The organism is Paraburkholderia sp. SOS3 (assembly GCF_001922345.1).
Classification (GTDB): domain Bacteria; phylum Pseudomonadota; class Gammaproteobacteria; order Burkholderiales; family Burkholderiaceae; genus Paraburkholderia.
In genome coordinates this window covers 2,234,602-2,251,707 of the sequence record NZ_CP018811.1, presented here as the reverse complement: position 1 = coordinate 2,251,707, position 17,106 = coordinate 2,234,602, and the positions used below count along the sequence as shown (strand labels likewise).

Here is a 17,106-nt window from a genome sequence, read left to right as displayed (position 1 = left end):
CCACGACTATCCGCCCTACGCGACGATCGGCGCTGCGTTCGCCTCGACGGCGAAGCGCCCGATCGCGAAAGGCTCGATGGGGGTTTGCGTCGCGCCGGTGTCGATCAGTTCGGCCATCACGTCGCCCACGCCCGGCCCGAGCTGGAAACCGTGCCCGCAAAAACCGAATGCATAGTACAGACCGTCCACCTTGCCGCTACGTCCCATGATCGGCCGGTCATCGGGCATGTAGCCTTCGACGCCACTCCACACGCGAATGATGTGCAGCCGCGAGAGCGCCGGCGCAACCCGCGCCGCCTGGCGGAATTGCCGCAGCGTGCTCTCCGGCAACACCTTCGCGCGACGTTCGTCGAGAAATGCGGGACCGCGTGCGCAACCGCCGATCACGATGTTGCCGCGCTTCACCTGACGGAAGTACACGACCTCTTCGATATGCGGCGACGACACCCCGACAACCGGCGTGAGGCCGTACGGCACCGGTTCGGTGACTGCCATCTGCGGGCCATGAATCGCAATCGGCACGGCTTCGCCGAACTGTGCGCTGAGCCGGCTGCCCCACGCGCCGGCGGTGATCAGCAGGTTCGGCGCACAGAACACGCGGCCGTCGGTGCTGGTCGCGCGGAACGTGTCGCCGTCTTTCTCGACCGTCGCGATCTCGGTGTTTTCTTCGATCTGCGCACCGGCTCTCACCGCCGCGCGCCCGAACGCCGGTGCCGCAAGACGAGGATTTGCGTGCCCGTCGATCGGGGCATGCGACGCGGCCCGCACCTCGGGACCCAGGAACGGAAACCTGGCGCGCATCGCGGCGCCACGGTACAGATCGAGCTTGAGCCCGTACTGTGCTGCTTCGCGTGCGTAGACGTCGAATGCCTCGTCCTGTTCCTGCCGATAGCACACGCGAATATGACCGGTCGGCAGAAACTCGGCATCGTGACCGATCAACGCCGGCAGCTTCCCCCAGATTTCGCGCGAGCGGTTCGCGAGCGGCAACTGCGGCAGATAGCGGCCCTGCCGGCGCACGTTGCCGAAGTTGACGCCGCTCGCCTGCTGACCGACGAGGCCGCGTTCCAGCAGGACCACCGAGCGGCCGCGCCGGCGCAGAAAGAACGCCGCCGCGACACCCATGAACCCGCCACCGACGATCACGACATCCGCATCGGTCCGTTTCATTCTTCCTCCACCGTGCTGGCTGCGCTCGGCGGTGCCGCGGCCGGGACCTCTGCCGAGGGTTGCCAGCCGGCAACCGTCGACATCGCGAACGGCTTGACCGGCGCCTGCCCGCGCAACCGTCCGACCTGTTCGAGCGGCACGCCCGCTGCATCGGCAATGACTTCAGCGGCCGCGTGGCCGCAGTAGCGACCCTGGCAGCGTCCCATGCCGACCCGGCTGAACGCCTTCGCGCGATTCGCCTCGCGTGCGCCCTCGTCGCGGATCACGCGGCGCAACTCGCCCGCACTGATCCCTTCGCAACGGCACACGATGGTGTCGTCGGACAAGCGCGCAGCCTGGTGCGCCGGCCACGGAAATGCGAGGGCAAGCCCCGCGCGAAACCGGTCCATCTTCGAGCGCTCACGGGCGAGCGAGGCGATCTGCGAGGCATCGACGGAATATCCGAGGTCCTGCAATACGGCAAGCGCAGCGAGCTTGCCCGCGATCTCCGCGCCATCGGCGCCGAGCACGCGTACGCCGTCCCCAGCCAGATAGACACGCCCGACCGAACTGCGGCCCATCGGGTCGAGTTGCGGCAACCACTGACGCGTCGACGCATCGAACTCGAACGCGCAGCCGGCGAGATCGGCAAGCTGCGTTTCAGGGCGCAGGTGATAACCGATCGCGACGGCGTCGCAGGCGATACGCCGGTACGCGCCGCGCTTATCGCGATAGCCGACCGATTCGACGCCGCGCGCGGCGTCCCCATGAATCTCTACCGGCTCCACACCGTGCTCGATCTTCACACCGCTCTTTTTCAGCGACGCAACGAGCGCTGCTCCCTTGCGCAGCACGCCGGGCCGCGCGAGCAGCTTCGGCAGCGCGCGCAGACGCTTGCCCGATGGCGACGTGTCGAGCACTGCGGCCACCTTCGCGCCTGCCTGCACGTACTGGTTCGCGACCAGATACAGGAGCGGCCCGGCGCCCATGAACACCACGTTGCTGCCGATCGAGCAGGCCTGCGCCTTCAGCGCGATCTGCGAGGCGCCGAGGCTGTAGGTACCGGCAAACTGCCAACCCTTGACCGGCATCAGCCGGTCAGTTGCACCGGGGCACAGGATCAGCGCGTCGAACGCATGATGGCTGGCGACGCCATCGCGTGCCGTGTAGAGCCTGCCGCCAGATACATTCCACGCGAGCGACTCCGGCGAGTAGTCGATCTGCGCGCGCAACCGCTCGAAGCTGTCGTGCAGATTCTGCGCACGGGCGGCTTCGGTGCCATAGAGCTTCGTATAGGGCCGCGAAAACTGTTCGGGCTGGCGGCGATAGATCTGGCCGCCGTCACGCCGGCTTTCGTCGATCACGAGCGGACGCAGACCCGCCGCGACCAGCGCCTGCGCACAGCGAATCCCGGCCGGCCCGGCGCCGACGACGATTACACGAGGCTCGGCCATTGCAGCTCCGGTTGTCGGGTGACGATATCGAGTTCCTCGCTGACCACCGTCGTGCAGGCGCGAATCCGTCGGCCATCGGCGGTCCAGACCCAGCAGTCCTGGCACGCGCCCATCATGCAAAAGCCCGCGCGCACTTCCGGACCGAACTCGGACTGCCGCACGTGATCGGTGTTGCACAGCATCGCCACGAGCAGCGTGTCGCCTTCGAGACCTTCGACCGCTTCGCCGTCGATCCGGAACGAAACGGTGGCGCGCGCGGTTTCAGCAAGCCGGACGAATCTGGACTTCATGCGCGTGACTCCCAATGCGCGCCGGCGCCGCGGCGCAGATCGTAAATGTCGTCGAATGTCGGCGCGTGCATCAATGCAGGATGTCCTGCAGACGGTAATACGCGCCGACCAGCGGCAGAAACCACGCGTGACCGAAGTGACCGGGAATAGCCGGCCATTCGAGATCGCGCCACGGATTACGGGCCGCCATACCGTACAGCACATCGGCCATCACCCGGCCCATGTGCACCGACATCTGCACGCCATGACCGCTGTAACCCATCGAATAAAAGAGGCCTTCATGCTGGCCCGCACGCGGCAGACGGTCAGCCGTCATGTCGACGAGACCGCCCCAGCAGTAGTCGAGCCGCACCTTCGCCAGTTCAGGAAAATAGGCCGCCAGTCCGGCCCGTAGAATCCGCCCGCTTTTTTCGTCGGAACTGGGGCTGGACAGCGCGAACCGGGCACGGCCGCCGAATAGCAGCCGGTTATCGGGCGTCACGCGAAAGTAGTTGCCGATCTGGCGCGACGTCACATACGCGCGGCGCGTGGGGAACAGCCGGTTCAGTTGCCCGGGCGGCAACGGTTCGGTCACGACGATGAAGCTGCCCACCGGCGCGATGCGTCTGCGGAACCACTGGAACGGCCCGAGTTGCGATGCCCCCGTTGCGACCAGCACGCGATCCGCACGGATCGTGCCGCGGGCACAGGTAATTTCATAGCGCTCGCCATCGAGCCGCTTCATCCGTGTAACGGGCGCCTGTTCGAAGATTCGCGCGCCATGCCGAACCGCAACCCGCGCGAGGCCGACGCCGAACTTGCCCATATGCATCTGCCCACCGTTACGCTGCAGCAGGCCGCCATAAAAACCATCGGAGCCGACTTCGTCGCAGAGACGTTCACGCGGAATCAGTTCGATATTCTGATCGACTTCGCGCAGCAGGAGCTCGCAGGTTCTTTCCAGCTTCGCGAAATGCTCGGGTTTCGCGGCCAGCTTGAGCTTGCCCGTACGGACAAAATCGCAATCGATCTGATGCGTGGTGACGATCGAATCGACCGTCGCCACAGCACGCTCATACGCGCGATAGAACGCCTTCGCCTGCGTTGCACCGATTTTCGCCGCGAGCGACGCATAGTCGTGCGCCACCCCGGTATTGCACTGGCCGCCGTTGCGTCCCGACGCTTCGCTGGCGATCTGCCCGGCTTCGAGCACGGTCACCTGAACGCCGCGCGACGCGAGTTCGAGCGCCGCCGACAAGCCGGTGAAGCCGCCGCCGACCACGACCACGTCGGCATGGCCCTCCACCGGGCCTTCGCGACCGTCGCGGAAGGCCGGACGCGTGTCCAGCCAGTACGATTCGAGTTTCATCCAATTCCCTCAGCGAAGTTCAGGTCAAACCGCCGGTGTTCAGGGCATGACGGCGCACGGTCTTACAGACCGACCACGCCCGCAAGACCGCCGATGTCCTTGATTTCCGTATAGCCGTAGAACGGCGTCGACGGTTCATGACCGCGCGACACGAACACCTTGTTCCTGATACCCATGTCATGGGCTGTCATCAGGTCGTAGCGCAGGCTCGACGACACATGCAGGATGTCCTCGGGACCGCAGCCGAGGTTGTCGAGCAGATATTCGAATGCCTGCATGCGCGGCTTGTACGCCTGCGCCATCTGCGCCGTGAAAACTTTGTGGAACGGCGCGCCGAGCTTGTCGACGTTACTCTGGATCTGATCGTTCATTGCGTTCGACAGAATGACGAGCGGAATTTCCTTCGCCACTTTCGCAAGACCTGCCGGTACGTCCGCGTGCGGGCCCCAGGTCGGGACGGCATCGTAGAACTTCTGCGCCTCGGCATCGATGTACTCGATGTTCCAGCGCTTGAGCGTACGGCGCACGGCGTTCTTCACGACGTCCTGATACGGTTTCCACGCGCCGAGCACTTCATCGAGACGGTACGCCGAGAAGTCCTTGACGAACTGGTCCATCTGTTCCGCCGGAACGCGGTCGGCGAAAATCTCGCGCGCGAGGTCGCCCATGCGAAAGCGAGTGAGCGTGCCGTAGCAGTCGAACGTGATGTACTTGGGTTTGAAACGCGTCATGTCTAGTCCCTGTAGTCGGTCGAGATCAAGCCAGAGCCGGAAACGGGCGCGATCCCGAACCGCGCCGGCGAAACGAAAATCGGCGACGCGCCGCCGTCGAGCAACAGCGCACCCGCCGCGCGGCCGGAAAGAAACGGTTCGCGGCGTCGCTTGCTGAGAAACATTAAATCACCTCATAAAAGCCGAGTTGCCGTGTATTGGGGGCCTGGTGGCACAGAATCCACCGTTTTTCGAGTCCTGTTCAGCACACTATGCGGCAGGCCTCAATGCGCGTTTGGTCCAGTTCCGGCCGGCGTTTCAGGCGGTCCCGCGCACCCGTATCGCTCGCGCAAATGCAAGATGGCCGTGTCGAAACGCGGCCGTCTTTCTGCCGTCTTTCTTTCGACTTCAGCGTACGCGACCTGAAGGGATCGCCCACGACCGGTGTCACGCGCCGTCCGCGAAGTCGATCAGCACACTCTTGAAGCGCAGATTCGCCTCGAATGCCTGGCGGCCCAGATCCTTGCCGATGCCAGACTGCTTGTAGCCGCCGGTCGGAATCACGAAATCGGCCGTGCGCCCATAGCGGTTGATCCACACCGTACCGGCCTCGATGCCGCGCATCATGCGCAGCGCGCGGCTTAGACTGGCCGTGTGCACGCCCGCTGCCAGACCGTACTTTTCATGCGCGGCGAGCGCGAGCGCTTCGTCGTCGTCATCGAAGGTCTGAACGGTCAGCACCGGCCCGAAAATCTCCTCGCGCACCGCTTCGGATGCGGGGGTCACGCCGGTCAGGACGGTCGGCGCGTAGAACGCGCCGTCGCCGTCCAGTTCGATTCGCGCGCCGCCTGCGACCGCCTTCGCACCACTATCGATCGTGCGACGCACGATGCCGTCGATGCGTTGCAGTTGCGGCGCCGAGATGATCGGCGGCAAGGTGGTGCCCGGCGACCAGGTCTTGCCTGGCTTTAGCGCGGCGAACGCACGCGCGATGCCGTCGATCAATTGCGGCGCGGCGCTGCGCTCGACGATCAGTCGCGAACCCGCCACGCACACCTGCCCTGCATTGCCGGCAATCGCGGCCGCGACGCGGCGCGCCACCCGATCGAGATCCGGCGCGTCGGCAAACACGAGTTGCGGGCTCTTGCCGCCCAGTTCCAGCGTCACGGGCCTGGTGCCGCTCTGCGCGCAAGCCGCCATGATCGCTGCGCCGGTCTGCGTCGACCCGGTGAACGTGACTTTCGAAATCCTGGGATGACGGCACAGTGCGTCACCCGTAGTACGCCCATCGCCCTGCACGACATTGAAGATGCCCGGCGGAATGCCGGCTTCGATCGCGAGTTCAGCCAGACGCAGCACCGAAAACGGCGTCAGCTCCGAAGGCTTGAGCACGACCGCGTTGCCCGCCGCGAGCGCGGGTGCGATCTTCCACGACGCCATGACGAGCGGAAAATTCCAAGGCGCAATCGCGGCGATCACGCCATAAGGTTCGGCAATCGTCATGCCCAGATGATCGGGCCGGGTCGCGGCGACCTCGCCGCCGATCCGGTCGGCCAATTCGCTGTAGAAGCGGATGCCTTCGGCGGTGAAGGGAATGTCCCAGCGCGCCGCATCGGCGATCGGGCGCGTCGAGCCGAGCGCTTCGAGCGGCGCAAGGCTCGCCATGTCGGCTTCGATCAGGTCGGCCCAGCGTCGCATGGTGCGCGCCCGCTCGCGTGGCGCACGGCGCGTCCAGTCGCTTGTTTTGAACGCGCGCCAGGCGTCTTCCACCGCGCGATCCACGAGTGCTGCGTCAGCGAGCGGCAAGGCCGCGTAGCGCACGCCGTCCGAAGGCCGTGCGACATCGAGTGCGCCGTCGCCGTCGCCGTCGACATACTGTCCGCCGATGAAATGTGCGCTGCGCACGCTGACTCGAGTGGGGTCGAAGCTATCCATCTGGTACGTTCCGGTAAAGAAAGGGATATCACGGCGCAGGCGCATGCTCACGGCGCGGGCGGCCACGCTGCGAGTCGCCCGTGTGCCGGGTTCGCCGCGCCGCGCCGCGTCGGGTCATGTCGTGTCATAGCGCCCTCACATCGCATTCAACTGCGGATACTCGCGACGCAGATCCGCGAACATCGTCCGCACGATCTCGCCGCCGCCCTCTTCCATGAGCGCCGGCTCGGACGCAATCCGCCTGTCGAGCGCCTCGAACAGCCGGTGCTTGATGAAGTAGCGCCACTGCACCGGCACGTCTGCGAGGATCGCGGTCAACGCGGCATAGCGTTCGCGAGTCCACTTCGCCTCGAACGCCTCGCGATACGGACCGAACGAAAATGCAGGCGGCACCGATCCCCCGATCCGCGCCCGCGCTTCATCGCGCAACTGTTGCGTTCGTCTGCTATCCAACGCGTCGCCGTCGAACGCGACGCCGTAGACGTCGCGCGCTTCGGCAACGCTCACATAGCCGCGCAATACGTCCTCGCGCACCTTCTGCGGATCGCGATCGGTCGGCCGTCCGTACCCGCCCGCGCCTGCGCCGACCAGCCGGATCACGTCGCCCGGCATGCAGACGACCAGATCGTTGTTATCGAGTTCTTCCGCATTGGGCGTATCGGGATTGCGCGTGAAGCGCGCGTTGCCGCCGGCGTGTCCGCCGCGGATGCCCCACGACGCGAAACGCGTGCGATCGCGGTTGCGCGCGGTCACGAGCGTATTCGGCGAAAACACCTTGAATTCCATCACGAGGCCCTGACCGCCGCGATACTGGCCCGCACCACCCGAACCGGGCGCCACGCCATATCGGGTGATGCGGATCGGCACCTCGGTTTCGTTGATCTCGACCGGCGTGTTGCGCAGGAACGCATTGTTGGCACCCGAGCCGTCTTCGCCATCGTCCGACGGACTGCCGCCTGCGCCGCCGCCGATCGGTCCGATCGACGCCATGACGGTCGCGCCATGGCGGTCCAGCGTCTTCACGCTCAGGATCGACAGACCGCCGGCCGGGCATGCCCCGAGCCGGTCGGGCACCGCTTGCGAAAACGCGCCGAACGTCAGCAGATGCAGCAGCTTGCACGTCAGGCTGCGCATGCCGACCGCCGCAGGTTTCGTCGCGTTGACCACGGTCCCTTCCGGGAGAATGCAACGCGCCACGCGCAGCATGCCCGTATTGAGCAGGATGTCGGGATTGAGTGTGTACAGCACATAGACGAAGCCGACCAGCGCAAGTGCATGGCGCTCCCGGCCGCCAGTCGGAATGTTCAGCGACGACTGCAATTGCGGATCGCTGCCGGTGTAATCCATCTCCACCGAATCGCCTTTGATCCGCACCGTGAGTGCGACGCGCATCGGCTTGCCGCGCACCGAATCTTCGTCGGCGTATTCGGCAAAGAAGTAGTCGCCGTCCGGAATGCCGCGCAACACCGTGCGCGCCTGCTCTTCCGAATAGTCGAGCAGCGCGCCCATGCCTGCCTTGAAGCCATCGATGCCGAAACGTTCGATGATCTCCAGCACTCGCCGCTCGCCGGTATGCAGCGACGCCAGTTGCGCCTGCAGGTCGCCGATATTCTGACCGGGCACACGCACGTTCGCCGCCATGATCTTCACGATCGAATCGTCGAACACCCCGGCGCGCACGATCTTGCAGGGCGGAAAACGAATCCCTTCCTGTTCGATTTCCGTCAAGGTGCGCGACAGCGATGCCGGTACCGCGCCGCCCATATCGGTGTTGTGAATATGACCGCCGACGAAACAGACGATCTCGCCGCCGTAATACACCGGTTTCCAGATCAGGATGTCGGGCGTGTGGGTGGCGACGAAACCGCTATACGAGTCGTTGGTCATGCAGATGTCGCCAGGCTCGTAGCGATCGATCATCGCGATCACCGGACTGTAGTCGAGACCGACATACCACGTCGCGCCGAGCGTCTTGGGCGAAGCGAACGTCAGGCCATCCGGCGTCATGATCGCGCAGGAGAAATCCTCGGTTTCCTTGACGAACGTCGAGTGCGCGGTGCGCACCAGCGTGTACGCCATGCTCTCGGCTGCGGCCACGCAATAGTTGGCGAAAATCTGCAGCACTGCCTTGTCGAATTGCATTGCGATGCTCCGTCCGAAATCAGTTGACGACCGTGAAGACCAGATTGCCGTATCCATCGACACGGCCGCGATAACCGGGCAGCACGCTCGTCGTGCAATCGTCCTGCGCGATTACCGCGGGCCCGTCGATCTGCTGACCGGCCTTGAGGTCGGAACGGTGATAAAGCCCGGCATCGTGGAATGCATCGTCCATGAAAACGCGGATCGTGCCCGACGGCATCGGCGGCTGATCGCTCGATCCGATGGCTTGCAGCTTCGGCTTGGGCGTCGCGGCGGTGATCACGAGACGCAGCGCGACCGCCTGAACACGGGCCGACGCGTCGCGATGACCATATAACCGTTCGTGCTCGCGATGAAACGCTTCACGCACCGCGTCGAGATCCTGGGCGATCAGCCAGCCGATCTCGAGCGGCGTATCGATTTCGAACGACTGGCCCTTGTAGCGCATATCCGCCGATACGACGACGCGCGCCGCGCTGGCGTCGCCGGTCTGGCCGGTCATCCAGTCGCGCGCGGACGTCTCCAGAGCACGTATGTCGTCGGCCAGACGCGCCATCGAGGCGTTATCGAGGTCGTAATAGGTCGTCTTGACGAAGTCGTTGCGGGTGTCCGCGATCAGGCCGCCAAGCGCGCTCAACACACCCGGCGCGGTCGGCACGACGATCTGTTCCATGCCGATCGCGCGGGCGAAGTAGCACGCGAGCATCGGTCCCGCACCGCCGAACGGCAGCAGCGAAAAAGTGCGTGGATCGATGCCGAAACGCGACACGATGCGGCTCACGCCTGCATACATACCCGACACCGCGACGTTGACGATCGCCTCCGCGGTCCTGTGGACGCTGCTGCCAAGCCGGTTGGCGAGCACCTCGACCGCGCGGTGCGCTGCGTCGCGATCGACCTTCACCGAGTTGTAGCCGAGGCTCGCGTTGCCGATCACACCGAGCACGACGAACGCGTCGGTGATCGTGGCGCGCGTGCCGCCGCGACCGTAGCAGACCGGGCCCGGGTTCGAGCCCGCGCTTTCCGGGCCGACCTTCAGCACGCCGAAGTCGTCGACCCATGCAATCGAGCCGCCGCCGTCGCCGATCGACGAGACCGAAACCGATGGAATATGAATCTGGAAGTCGCCGATATATTCGCCGCTCGCATATTGCGGCTCGCCATCGACGATCAGCGCAACGTCGGCCGTCGTGCCGCCGATGTCGAGGCTCATGCACTGCTTCAGACCGCTTTGCCGCGCCACGTACGCCGCACCGATCACGCCGGACGCGGTGCCGGACAGGATCATCTGCACGCAGTTGGTCTTGCCTGCTTCCGCGCTCATCACGCCGCCGTTCGACTTGGTGACCTTCATGTCGGCGGGGACGCCGGTTTCGACCAGTGCGCGTTGCAACGAACCGAGATAGTGCGAGACCTTCGGCTGCACATAGCCGCCGATCACCGCAGTCGAGGTGCGTTCATATTCGCGGATGATCGGCCACACGTCGCTTGAACACGACACGAAAAAGCCGGGTAGCGCGCGCTCGACAATCGCCTTCACTGCGTGCTCGTGCGCCGGATTGCGATACGAATGCAGCAGCGACACGACGACACCTTCGCAGCCGGCACGCTGCAGACTCGCGGCAGCGTCGAGCACGCTCGCTTCGTCGACTGGCGTTTCGACCAGCCCCTGCGCCGTCATCCGTTCGACCACGCCGAACACGCGCTCGCGCGGCACCAGCGGCACCGGACGCTTCGACAGCAGGTTGTACATGTCCGGACCCTTGAGGCGCGCGAGATCGAGCACGTCCTCGAAGTGGCGCGTCGTGATCAGACCGAGACGCAGGCCCTTGCGCTGCACGACGGCGTTCACGCCAACCGTCGTGCCATGCGTGAAGTAGTCGACGTCGCGCGGCGCGATGCCATAGCGTTCGGCAAGCTGCTCCATCCCGCGCAGCACTTCGCTGCCCGGACTGTCGGGCCGCGAAAAGACCTTGAGCGTCTTCAGCTCGCCGGTCGCGTCGTTCAGCACGGCAAAATCGGCAAACGAGCCGCCGATGTCCACCCCGATTCTCATGCCCATGAAGTTTCCTTTTCGACGTAAGCCCGGCGAACCCGATTTCACCGGACGACAGGCAGCACGCCCTGAAGCCGTGCTTCAGGACCTGCGTGAATAACGTTTCGTTACGCTTGCGGCTTGTGCCGGACGGTTCGATCGCTGGGCCAATGCACGCCGAGCCTTGCCCGCTGCACCGCAATCTCCACCATCAGGCGCGCTCTACGTGTTCCAGCGGCAGCGATTCGAGCGCCGCCTGGAAGCGGATCAGATCGGCTTCGCTGCGGTGGCATAGCACCTGTGCGCCGTTTTCGAGCGTGCGAAGCGAAGGCGTCGTCTGGTTGCAGACACCGTCGATGCGCATCGAACAGCGCGAAACGAACGTGCACAGCTCCGGGTTGTCGTTCGACGGACCGATCGGCGCAAGTTCGCGGTGACAGCGTTCGCTCGCTCCGTCGAGCCAGCCCGCGCGCAACTGCGGCGCCGACGACACCAGCAGATGCGAATAAGGATGGAACGGCGGCGCCGAGAGCGCAGCGCAATTGCCCGTCTCGACGCGGTGACCCGCGTACAGCACGACGATGTCGTCGCTGATGGCACGAACCTTGGCGATGTCATGGGTAATGAACAGATACGAAACGCCGAGCTTCTTCTGCAGATCGCGCAGCAGATCGAGGATCGCTGCACCTACGACCGTATCGAGCGCCGAGGTGACTTCGTCGCACAGGATCAGGTCGGGTTCGGCCGCGAGCGCACGCGCGAGATTCACGCGCTGCTTCTGGCCACCCGACAGCTCGGCGGTGCAGCGCGATGCCACTGACGCCGGAAGCCGCACCAGCTCCAGCAGTTCCGCGACACGTGACTTGGCCCGCGCACCCTTCATGCCGTGATAGAACGCAAGCGGCCGCGCCAGTGTGCGTTCCACGGAGTGCACCGGATTCAATGCGGTATCGGCGTTCTGAAACACAATCTGGATGCGGCGCAGCTGCTCTTTCGTACGTTTGTTCAGGTCGCCCGCGAGCGGTTGACCGTCCAGCAGCACGTTGCCGCCGGACGGCGTCACGAGGCCGGCGATCACCTTTGCGAGCGTGGTCTTGCCCGAGCCCGATTCGCCGATTACGCCGACCGTCTGACCGCGGCCGATCTTCAGATCGACGTCGTTCAGGATCAGCCTGGCCGGCCAGCCATTCGCGCTGCGCCGGCCATACCCGGCCATCATGCGGCGCACGTCGAGCAGGGGCGTCGAGGCACGGGCCATCGGTCGCGCATCCTCGACGGCTTCGCTGTGCGCGCCGCAAGGGACCGATACGCGATCCGGCGTTACCGCCGCAATCAGGCTCTGCGTGTACGGATGCGCTGGCGCATGCAGGATCTGTTCGGTCTCGCCTGCCTCGCGGACCGCGCCGTCGCTCAACACGAGGATGCGATCGGCCATCTGCGCGACCACGGCCAGGTCATGCGACACATACACCGCTGTCATCCCGCATTGCTTGATGACGCGCTTGAACGCCATTAACACATCAATCTGCGTCGTGACATCGAGAGCCGTGGTCGGCTCGTCGAGAATCACGAGTTCGGGATCGGTGATCAGCGCCATGGCAGCCATCAGACGTTGCAACTGCCCGCCCGAGACCTGGTGCGGATAGCGCTTGCCGATCGTGTCCGGCTCCGGCAACGCAAGCGCGCGAAACAGCTCGACGGCCTTGGCCTGCGCAGCGCGCTTGCTCAGCGTGCCGTGAATCAACGCACTCTCGATCACCTGGTCGAGAATGGTCCGCGATGGGTTGAATGCGGCCGCCGCGCTCTGCGCGATATAGGCGACCGTGCGTCCGCGCAACGAGGCGAGCCCCTTCGGCGACAGCGCGCGCACGTCCGTTTCGCCGACCCGGATCGATCCGCCCGCGATCCTGCAACCGCTGCGCGCATGTCCCATCAGCGACAAGGCGATGGTGGTCTTGCCCGAGCCTGATTCGCCGATCAGCGCGAGGACTTCGCCGCGCGCCACGTCGAAATCGATATCGTGCACGATCGTCGTATCCGGCTCGCCCGGACGGCTGCCGACCACGCGCAGCCCGCGCACTTCAACGAGGTTGCGCGAGCCTGGATCGATCTGCGTGGCCGGTGTCGTCTTCAGTTTCGTTTTCATCGATGACCTCCGTCGGCGCTGCGTGCCGCCTTGCTCTTGTCACTGCGATGCGGCAGACCGTCGATCAACAGATTGACGCCGACCGTCAGCATGGCGATCGCGAGCGCCGGCACGATCACGACCGGCGCGCCATCGCCGAGGCCTGCGATGTTTTCACGCACCAGCGAACCGAGATCCGCGAACGGCGGCTGCACGCCCAGACCGAGGAAGCTCAGGCCGCTCAGCAGCAGCACGACGAACGTGAAGCGCAAGCCGGTATCGGTCAGCATCGGATGCAGCATGTTCGGCAACATTTCGACGCACGCGATATAAAGCGCGCTTTCACCGCGCGCCCGCGCGACCTGCACGTATTCAAGCTGGCCGATATTGACCGCCAGTGAACGCGCAATCCGGTAGGAGCCCGGCATGTAGCTGATCGCGGCTGTCAGGATCAGCAGCGTCAATGACGAGCCGAACGCGGCCACGATCATCAGCGCGAACATCTTCGAAGGTATCGACGTGATCGCGTCGAGCAGGCGGCTCATCGTTTCATCGATCGCACGCCCTGCGACGGCGGCGAGCAGACCGAGCGTCGTGCCGGTGACGGCGGCCAACAGCGTCGCCGCGAGCGCCAGCAACACAGTCAGCCGCATACCGTAGATGATGCGGCTCAGCATGTCGCGGCCGAGATAGTCCGAGCCGAGCGGCAGCTTTGCGCTAAAACTCGCGAACACGTCGTTTGTGACAATCGAGCCAACCTCGTGCGGCGCGATCAACGGCGCGAACGCCGCGACAAAAAGCGCGAGGCACACCATGCCGAAGCCGATCCAGCCGCCGGTGGACAGCCTCACGCGCGATGCAAGCGAGCGGCGGCGTGCCGATCGAGGCTGGGCCGGCGGCGTCGGCCCCCCGCCGAACGGCTGCGGCGCGTCCGTGCCGGGCGGCATTGCGCTGCTGCGCTGAACGAGATCGGGCGTCGTCATGGGGCGCACCTCCTGCGGAAATGGTCGGTTGAAGTTCATGTGCGCAGCCTCGGGTTCGAGATGATCGCGCACAGGTCGGCCAGCAGCACCAGCACCAGATAGCCGAGACAGAAAAGCAGTGTGCAGGCCTGGACCAGCGGAAAGTCGCGGTTGCTGACCGCATCGACCATCAAACTCGCGAGCCCCGGATAGTTGAAGATGGTTTCGACGATGATGACGCCGCCCAGCAGATACGACAGGCTCAGTGCGATCGCGTTGGCGATCGGACCGATTGCGTTAGGCAGCGCGTGGCGCAACACCGCGCGCGCCGGGCTCGCGCCCTTGAGCACGGCCATTTCCACATACGACGACCCCATCTGTTCGATCACTGCTGCGCGCGTCATGCGCGCCATCTGCGCGATCACGACAGCGCACAGCGTCAGCACCGGCATCGCATAGGCGCGCAGGAACTGGTTGAAGTCATCGATTTCACCGCCGTACGACAGCGCCGACAGCCAGTGCAGTTTGACCGCGAAAACCAGCACCGCAATCGTCGCGATCAGGAATTCCGGGGTCGCGACGAGCGATAGCGTGCCCAGACTGACGATGCGATCGATGAGCGAATTGCGATTGACGGCAGCGAGAATGCCGAACGAAACCGCGATCGGCACCGAGACCGCCGTCGTGATCGCGGCGAGTGTCAGCGATTTCGGCAGACGGCCTTCGATCAGCTCGGAAACTGGCATATTGTTCGACAGCGATACGCCGAAGTCGCCATGCATGAGGCCGGCCAGCCAATGCGCGAAACGCAGGTAAGCCGGTTGATCGAGGCCAAACTGAAGACGCAGCGCCGCGACCGTTTCGGGCGTCGCGGACTGCCCGAGCGCGGCTTGCGCGGCGTCGCCCGGCAGCAGGTTCGTGATCGCGAAGATGACGACGGACACGATCAGCAGCGTGAGTGCCGTCACCGCGATGCGTCGGACTATCAGTGCGGCTATGTTCTGGTTCATCGTCCAGATCTCCTGAAAATGACACCTGCCGGAACCGGCGCGTGGGGGCCGCCGGACTGACCCGGCGCGTACTGCGCGCGGATCAGGTTTGCCGCCATGCGGCTACTGCGCTATATCAGGCGTTCCACCACACGTGCTCGGCGAACGAGAAGCCCATCATCGCGCCGCTCGGAATCGAGCCAAGTCCTTGCAGATGCTGGTCGTAGGCATCGAGCAGGCTGATGAACGCAGGGATGCCGATACCGCCCTGATCCGAGACGATCACCTGCATGTCGCCGTACATCTGCTTGCGTTTCGCGTCGTCGGTTTCCGAACGGGCCGACAACAACAACTGATCGAACTTCGGATTGTTCCAGCCCGACTCGTTCCACGGCGCGTCCGATTTAAAGAACTGTGTGAACAGCACGTCGGCGCTCGAACGCGGATTGACGCTGCCGAATCCAAGCGGATGCTTCATCCAGTGATTCGACCAGTAACCGTCTGAGGGCACCCGATCGATCGTGATGTTCGCGCCGATCTTCGCACCCGTCTGCTGCAGCAATTCGGCCATTTCGATCGAGCCATTCGCGTCGGTCGTGGCATAGATCGGCGGCAATGCCGGACCGAGCGCGCCGGCCTTCTGCAGATGGAACTTCGCCTTGTCGAGATCGAACTGCCGCTGCGGCAGCGATGCATCGAAATAACGATGGCCTGGCGGAATCGGCTGATCGTTGCCGATCACTGCGTAGCCGCGGAACACGGCCGAGCGGATCTGGTCGCGATCGAACAGATACTTCATGCCCTGCACGAAATCGGGGTTGCCCGCGAGCGTGTTGTCGCGACGCATGATCAGATCGGTATAGAGACCGGATTTGGTTTCCTTCACCGCGTAGCCCGGCGTCGACGCGATGCGGTGTGTGGAGCGCGGATCGACCGAGTTGATCAGATGGACGTCGCCGGACAGCAGCGCGTTCACCCGTGCGGCGTTGTCGCTGATGCTGATCAACTCGATCTGGTCGAGATGCGGCAGACCCGGCTTGAAGTAACTGTCGTTACGCACGCCGACGGTCGTCACGCCCGGCTTGAAAGTCTTGACCTTGTAAGGACCGGTACCGACAGCCGTCGTGAAATCGGTCGTGCCGTCCTTGATGATCACGAACTGCGGCGTGGCGAGGATGACCGGCAGATCGGCATTGGGGCTCGTCAGCGTCAAGGTCACTTCGTTCGGGCCGGTCGCCTTGATCTCGGCGAACTGATCGGCCAGCGTTTTCACCTTGGATGCCGTCGCGGCCACCTTGTGGCGGTTCAGCGAATACACCACGTCCGCCGGTGCGAGCGCCTTGCCGTCGTGGAAGGTGGCGCCCTTGCGCAGCTTGATGACCCAGACCCTGGCGTCGCGCGTGTCGAGCGCTTCGGCCAGGTTCATCTGCGGCGTCAGGCTTTCATCGAGCTGCGTGAGGCCGCTGTAAAACATGAAATAGCGGATGTAGTCGGAACCGGCCGAGCCTTTCGCGGGATCGAGCGTGTCGGCCGTCGAGCCCACGTCATAGGCCACGCGAATCTTGCCGCCTTTCTTCGGCGCAGGCGCTGGCGCGGCCAACACCGATCTTGCACCTGCCAGCAGTCCACCCGCGCCGGTCGCGAGCATGCTCCCCGCAGCCAGCACACGCATCACGTCGCGGCGGCTGAAACCATTTTTGACTTCGTCGTCCTTCATGCGAACTGCTCCTAACAATGACAAGGTTGGATCCGGTTACGGCGCCCCGCCGTGCGCGGCGCTCGACGCACCGTCCGTCTGCAGGCCGGGCCGCTCGACGCGCTGTCGCCGCCGGTCTGTTGCAACTGCATGACTGCGGCTCAATTGGAACCGGCGGCGTCAGCTCGATTTAAGCACCGCAAAAAAGTGCCTGTTGTCGCAATCGGGACGTCGCAACCATTCGATTCGGTGGTTTTCAGCGGGTCGCGCA

The 17,106-nt window shown here is 64.7% G+C and carries 12 protein-coding genes; all 12 read right to left on the bottom strand.

Features of this window, described 5'->3' with window-relative positions; translation table 11 throughout:
• Positions 1-15: 15 nt before the first annotated feature.
• Complete coding sequence (locus tag BTO02_RS10240) at positions 16-1,170, bottom strand: NAD(P)/FAD-dependent oxidoreductase (RefSeq protein ID WP_075156939.1); 1,155 nt, start codon at positions 1,168-1,170, stop codon at positions 16-18.
• Complete coding sequence (locus BTO02_RS10235) at positions 1,167-2,603, bottom strand: FAD/NAD(P)-dependent oxidoreductase (protein ID WP_075156938.1); 1,437 nt, start codon at positions 2,601-2,603, stop codon at positions 1,167-1,169. Before BTO02_RS10235 ends, BTO02_RS10240 begins: the two co-directional genes overlap by 4 nt.
• The gene (locus BTO02_RS10230; RefSeq protein WP_075156937.1) at positions 2,585-2,893 is read right to left on the bottom strand and encodes a (2Fe-2S)-binding protein; all 309 of its coding nucleotides are present in this window, start codon (positions 2,891-2,893) and stop codon (positions 2,585-2,587) included. Before BTO02_RS10230 ends, BTO02_RS10235 begins: the two co-directional genes overlap by 19 nt.
• 70 nt (positions 2,894-2,963) lie before the next feature.
• On the bottom strand, positions 2,964-4,241 hold the full coding sequence (locus BTO02_RS10225; protein WP_075156936.1) for an NAD(P)/FAD-dependent oxidoreductase: 1,278 nt from the start codon (positions 4,239-4,241) through the stop codon (positions 2,964-2,966).
• Between the two features lie 62 nt (positions 4,242-4,303).
• Positions 4,304-4,972, bottom strand: a complete 669-nt coding sequence (locus BTO02_RS10220) for a haloacid dehalogenase type II (protein ID WP_075156935.1) — start codon at positions 4,970-4,972, stop codon at positions 4,304-4,306.
• Between the two features lie 426 nt (positions 4,973-5,398).
• The gene (locus BTO02_RS10215) at positions 5,399-6,886 is read right to left on the bottom strand and encodes an aldehyde dehydrogenase family protein (protein WP_075156934.1); all 1,488 of its coding nucleotides are present in this window, start codon (positions 6,884-6,886) and stop codon (positions 5,399-5,401) included.
• A gap of 135 nt (positions 6,887-7,021) precedes the next feature.
• Complete coding sequence (locus tag BTO02_RS10210; protein ID WP_075156933.1) at positions 7,022-9,028, bottom strand: hydantoinase B/oxoprolinase family protein; 2,007 nt, start codon at positions 9,026-9,028, stop codon at positions 7,022-7,024.
• A gap of 19 nt (positions 9,029-9,047) precedes the next feature.
• On the bottom strand, positions 9,048-11,090 hold the full coding sequence (locus tag BTO02_RS10205) for a hydantoinase/oxoprolinase family protein (protein ID WP_075156932.1): 2,043 nt from the start codon (positions 11,088-11,090) through the stop codon (positions 9,048-9,050).
• Between the two features lie 184 nt (positions 11,091-11,274).
• On the bottom strand, positions 11,275-13,209 hold the full coding sequence (locus tag BTO02_RS10200; RefSeq protein ID WP_075156931.1) for an ABC transporter ATP-binding protein: 1,935 nt from the start codon (positions 13,207-13,209) through the stop codon (positions 11,275-11,277).
• Complete coding sequence (locus tag BTO02_RS10195; protein ID WP_075158755.1) at positions 13,206-14,171, bottom strand: ABC transporter permease; 966 nt, start codon at positions 14,169-14,171, stop codon at positions 13,206-13,208. The genes BTO02_RS10200 and BTO02_RS10195 overlap by 4 nt, the downstream gene beginning before the upstream one ends.
• 35 nt (positions 14,172-14,206) lie before the next feature.
• Complete coding sequence (locus BTO02_RS10190) at positions 14,207-15,160, bottom strand: ABC transporter permease (protein WP_075156930.1); 954 nt, start codon at positions 15,158-15,160, stop codon at positions 14,207-14,209.
• Between the two features lie 115 nt (positions 15,161-15,275).
• Complete coding sequence (locus BTO02_RS10185) at positions 15,276-16,856, bottom strand: ABC transporter substrate-binding protein (protein WP_075156929.1); 1,581 nt, start codon at positions 16,854-16,856, stop codon at positions 15,276-15,278.
• Between the last annotated feature and the right edge of the window lie 250 nt (positions 16,857-17,106).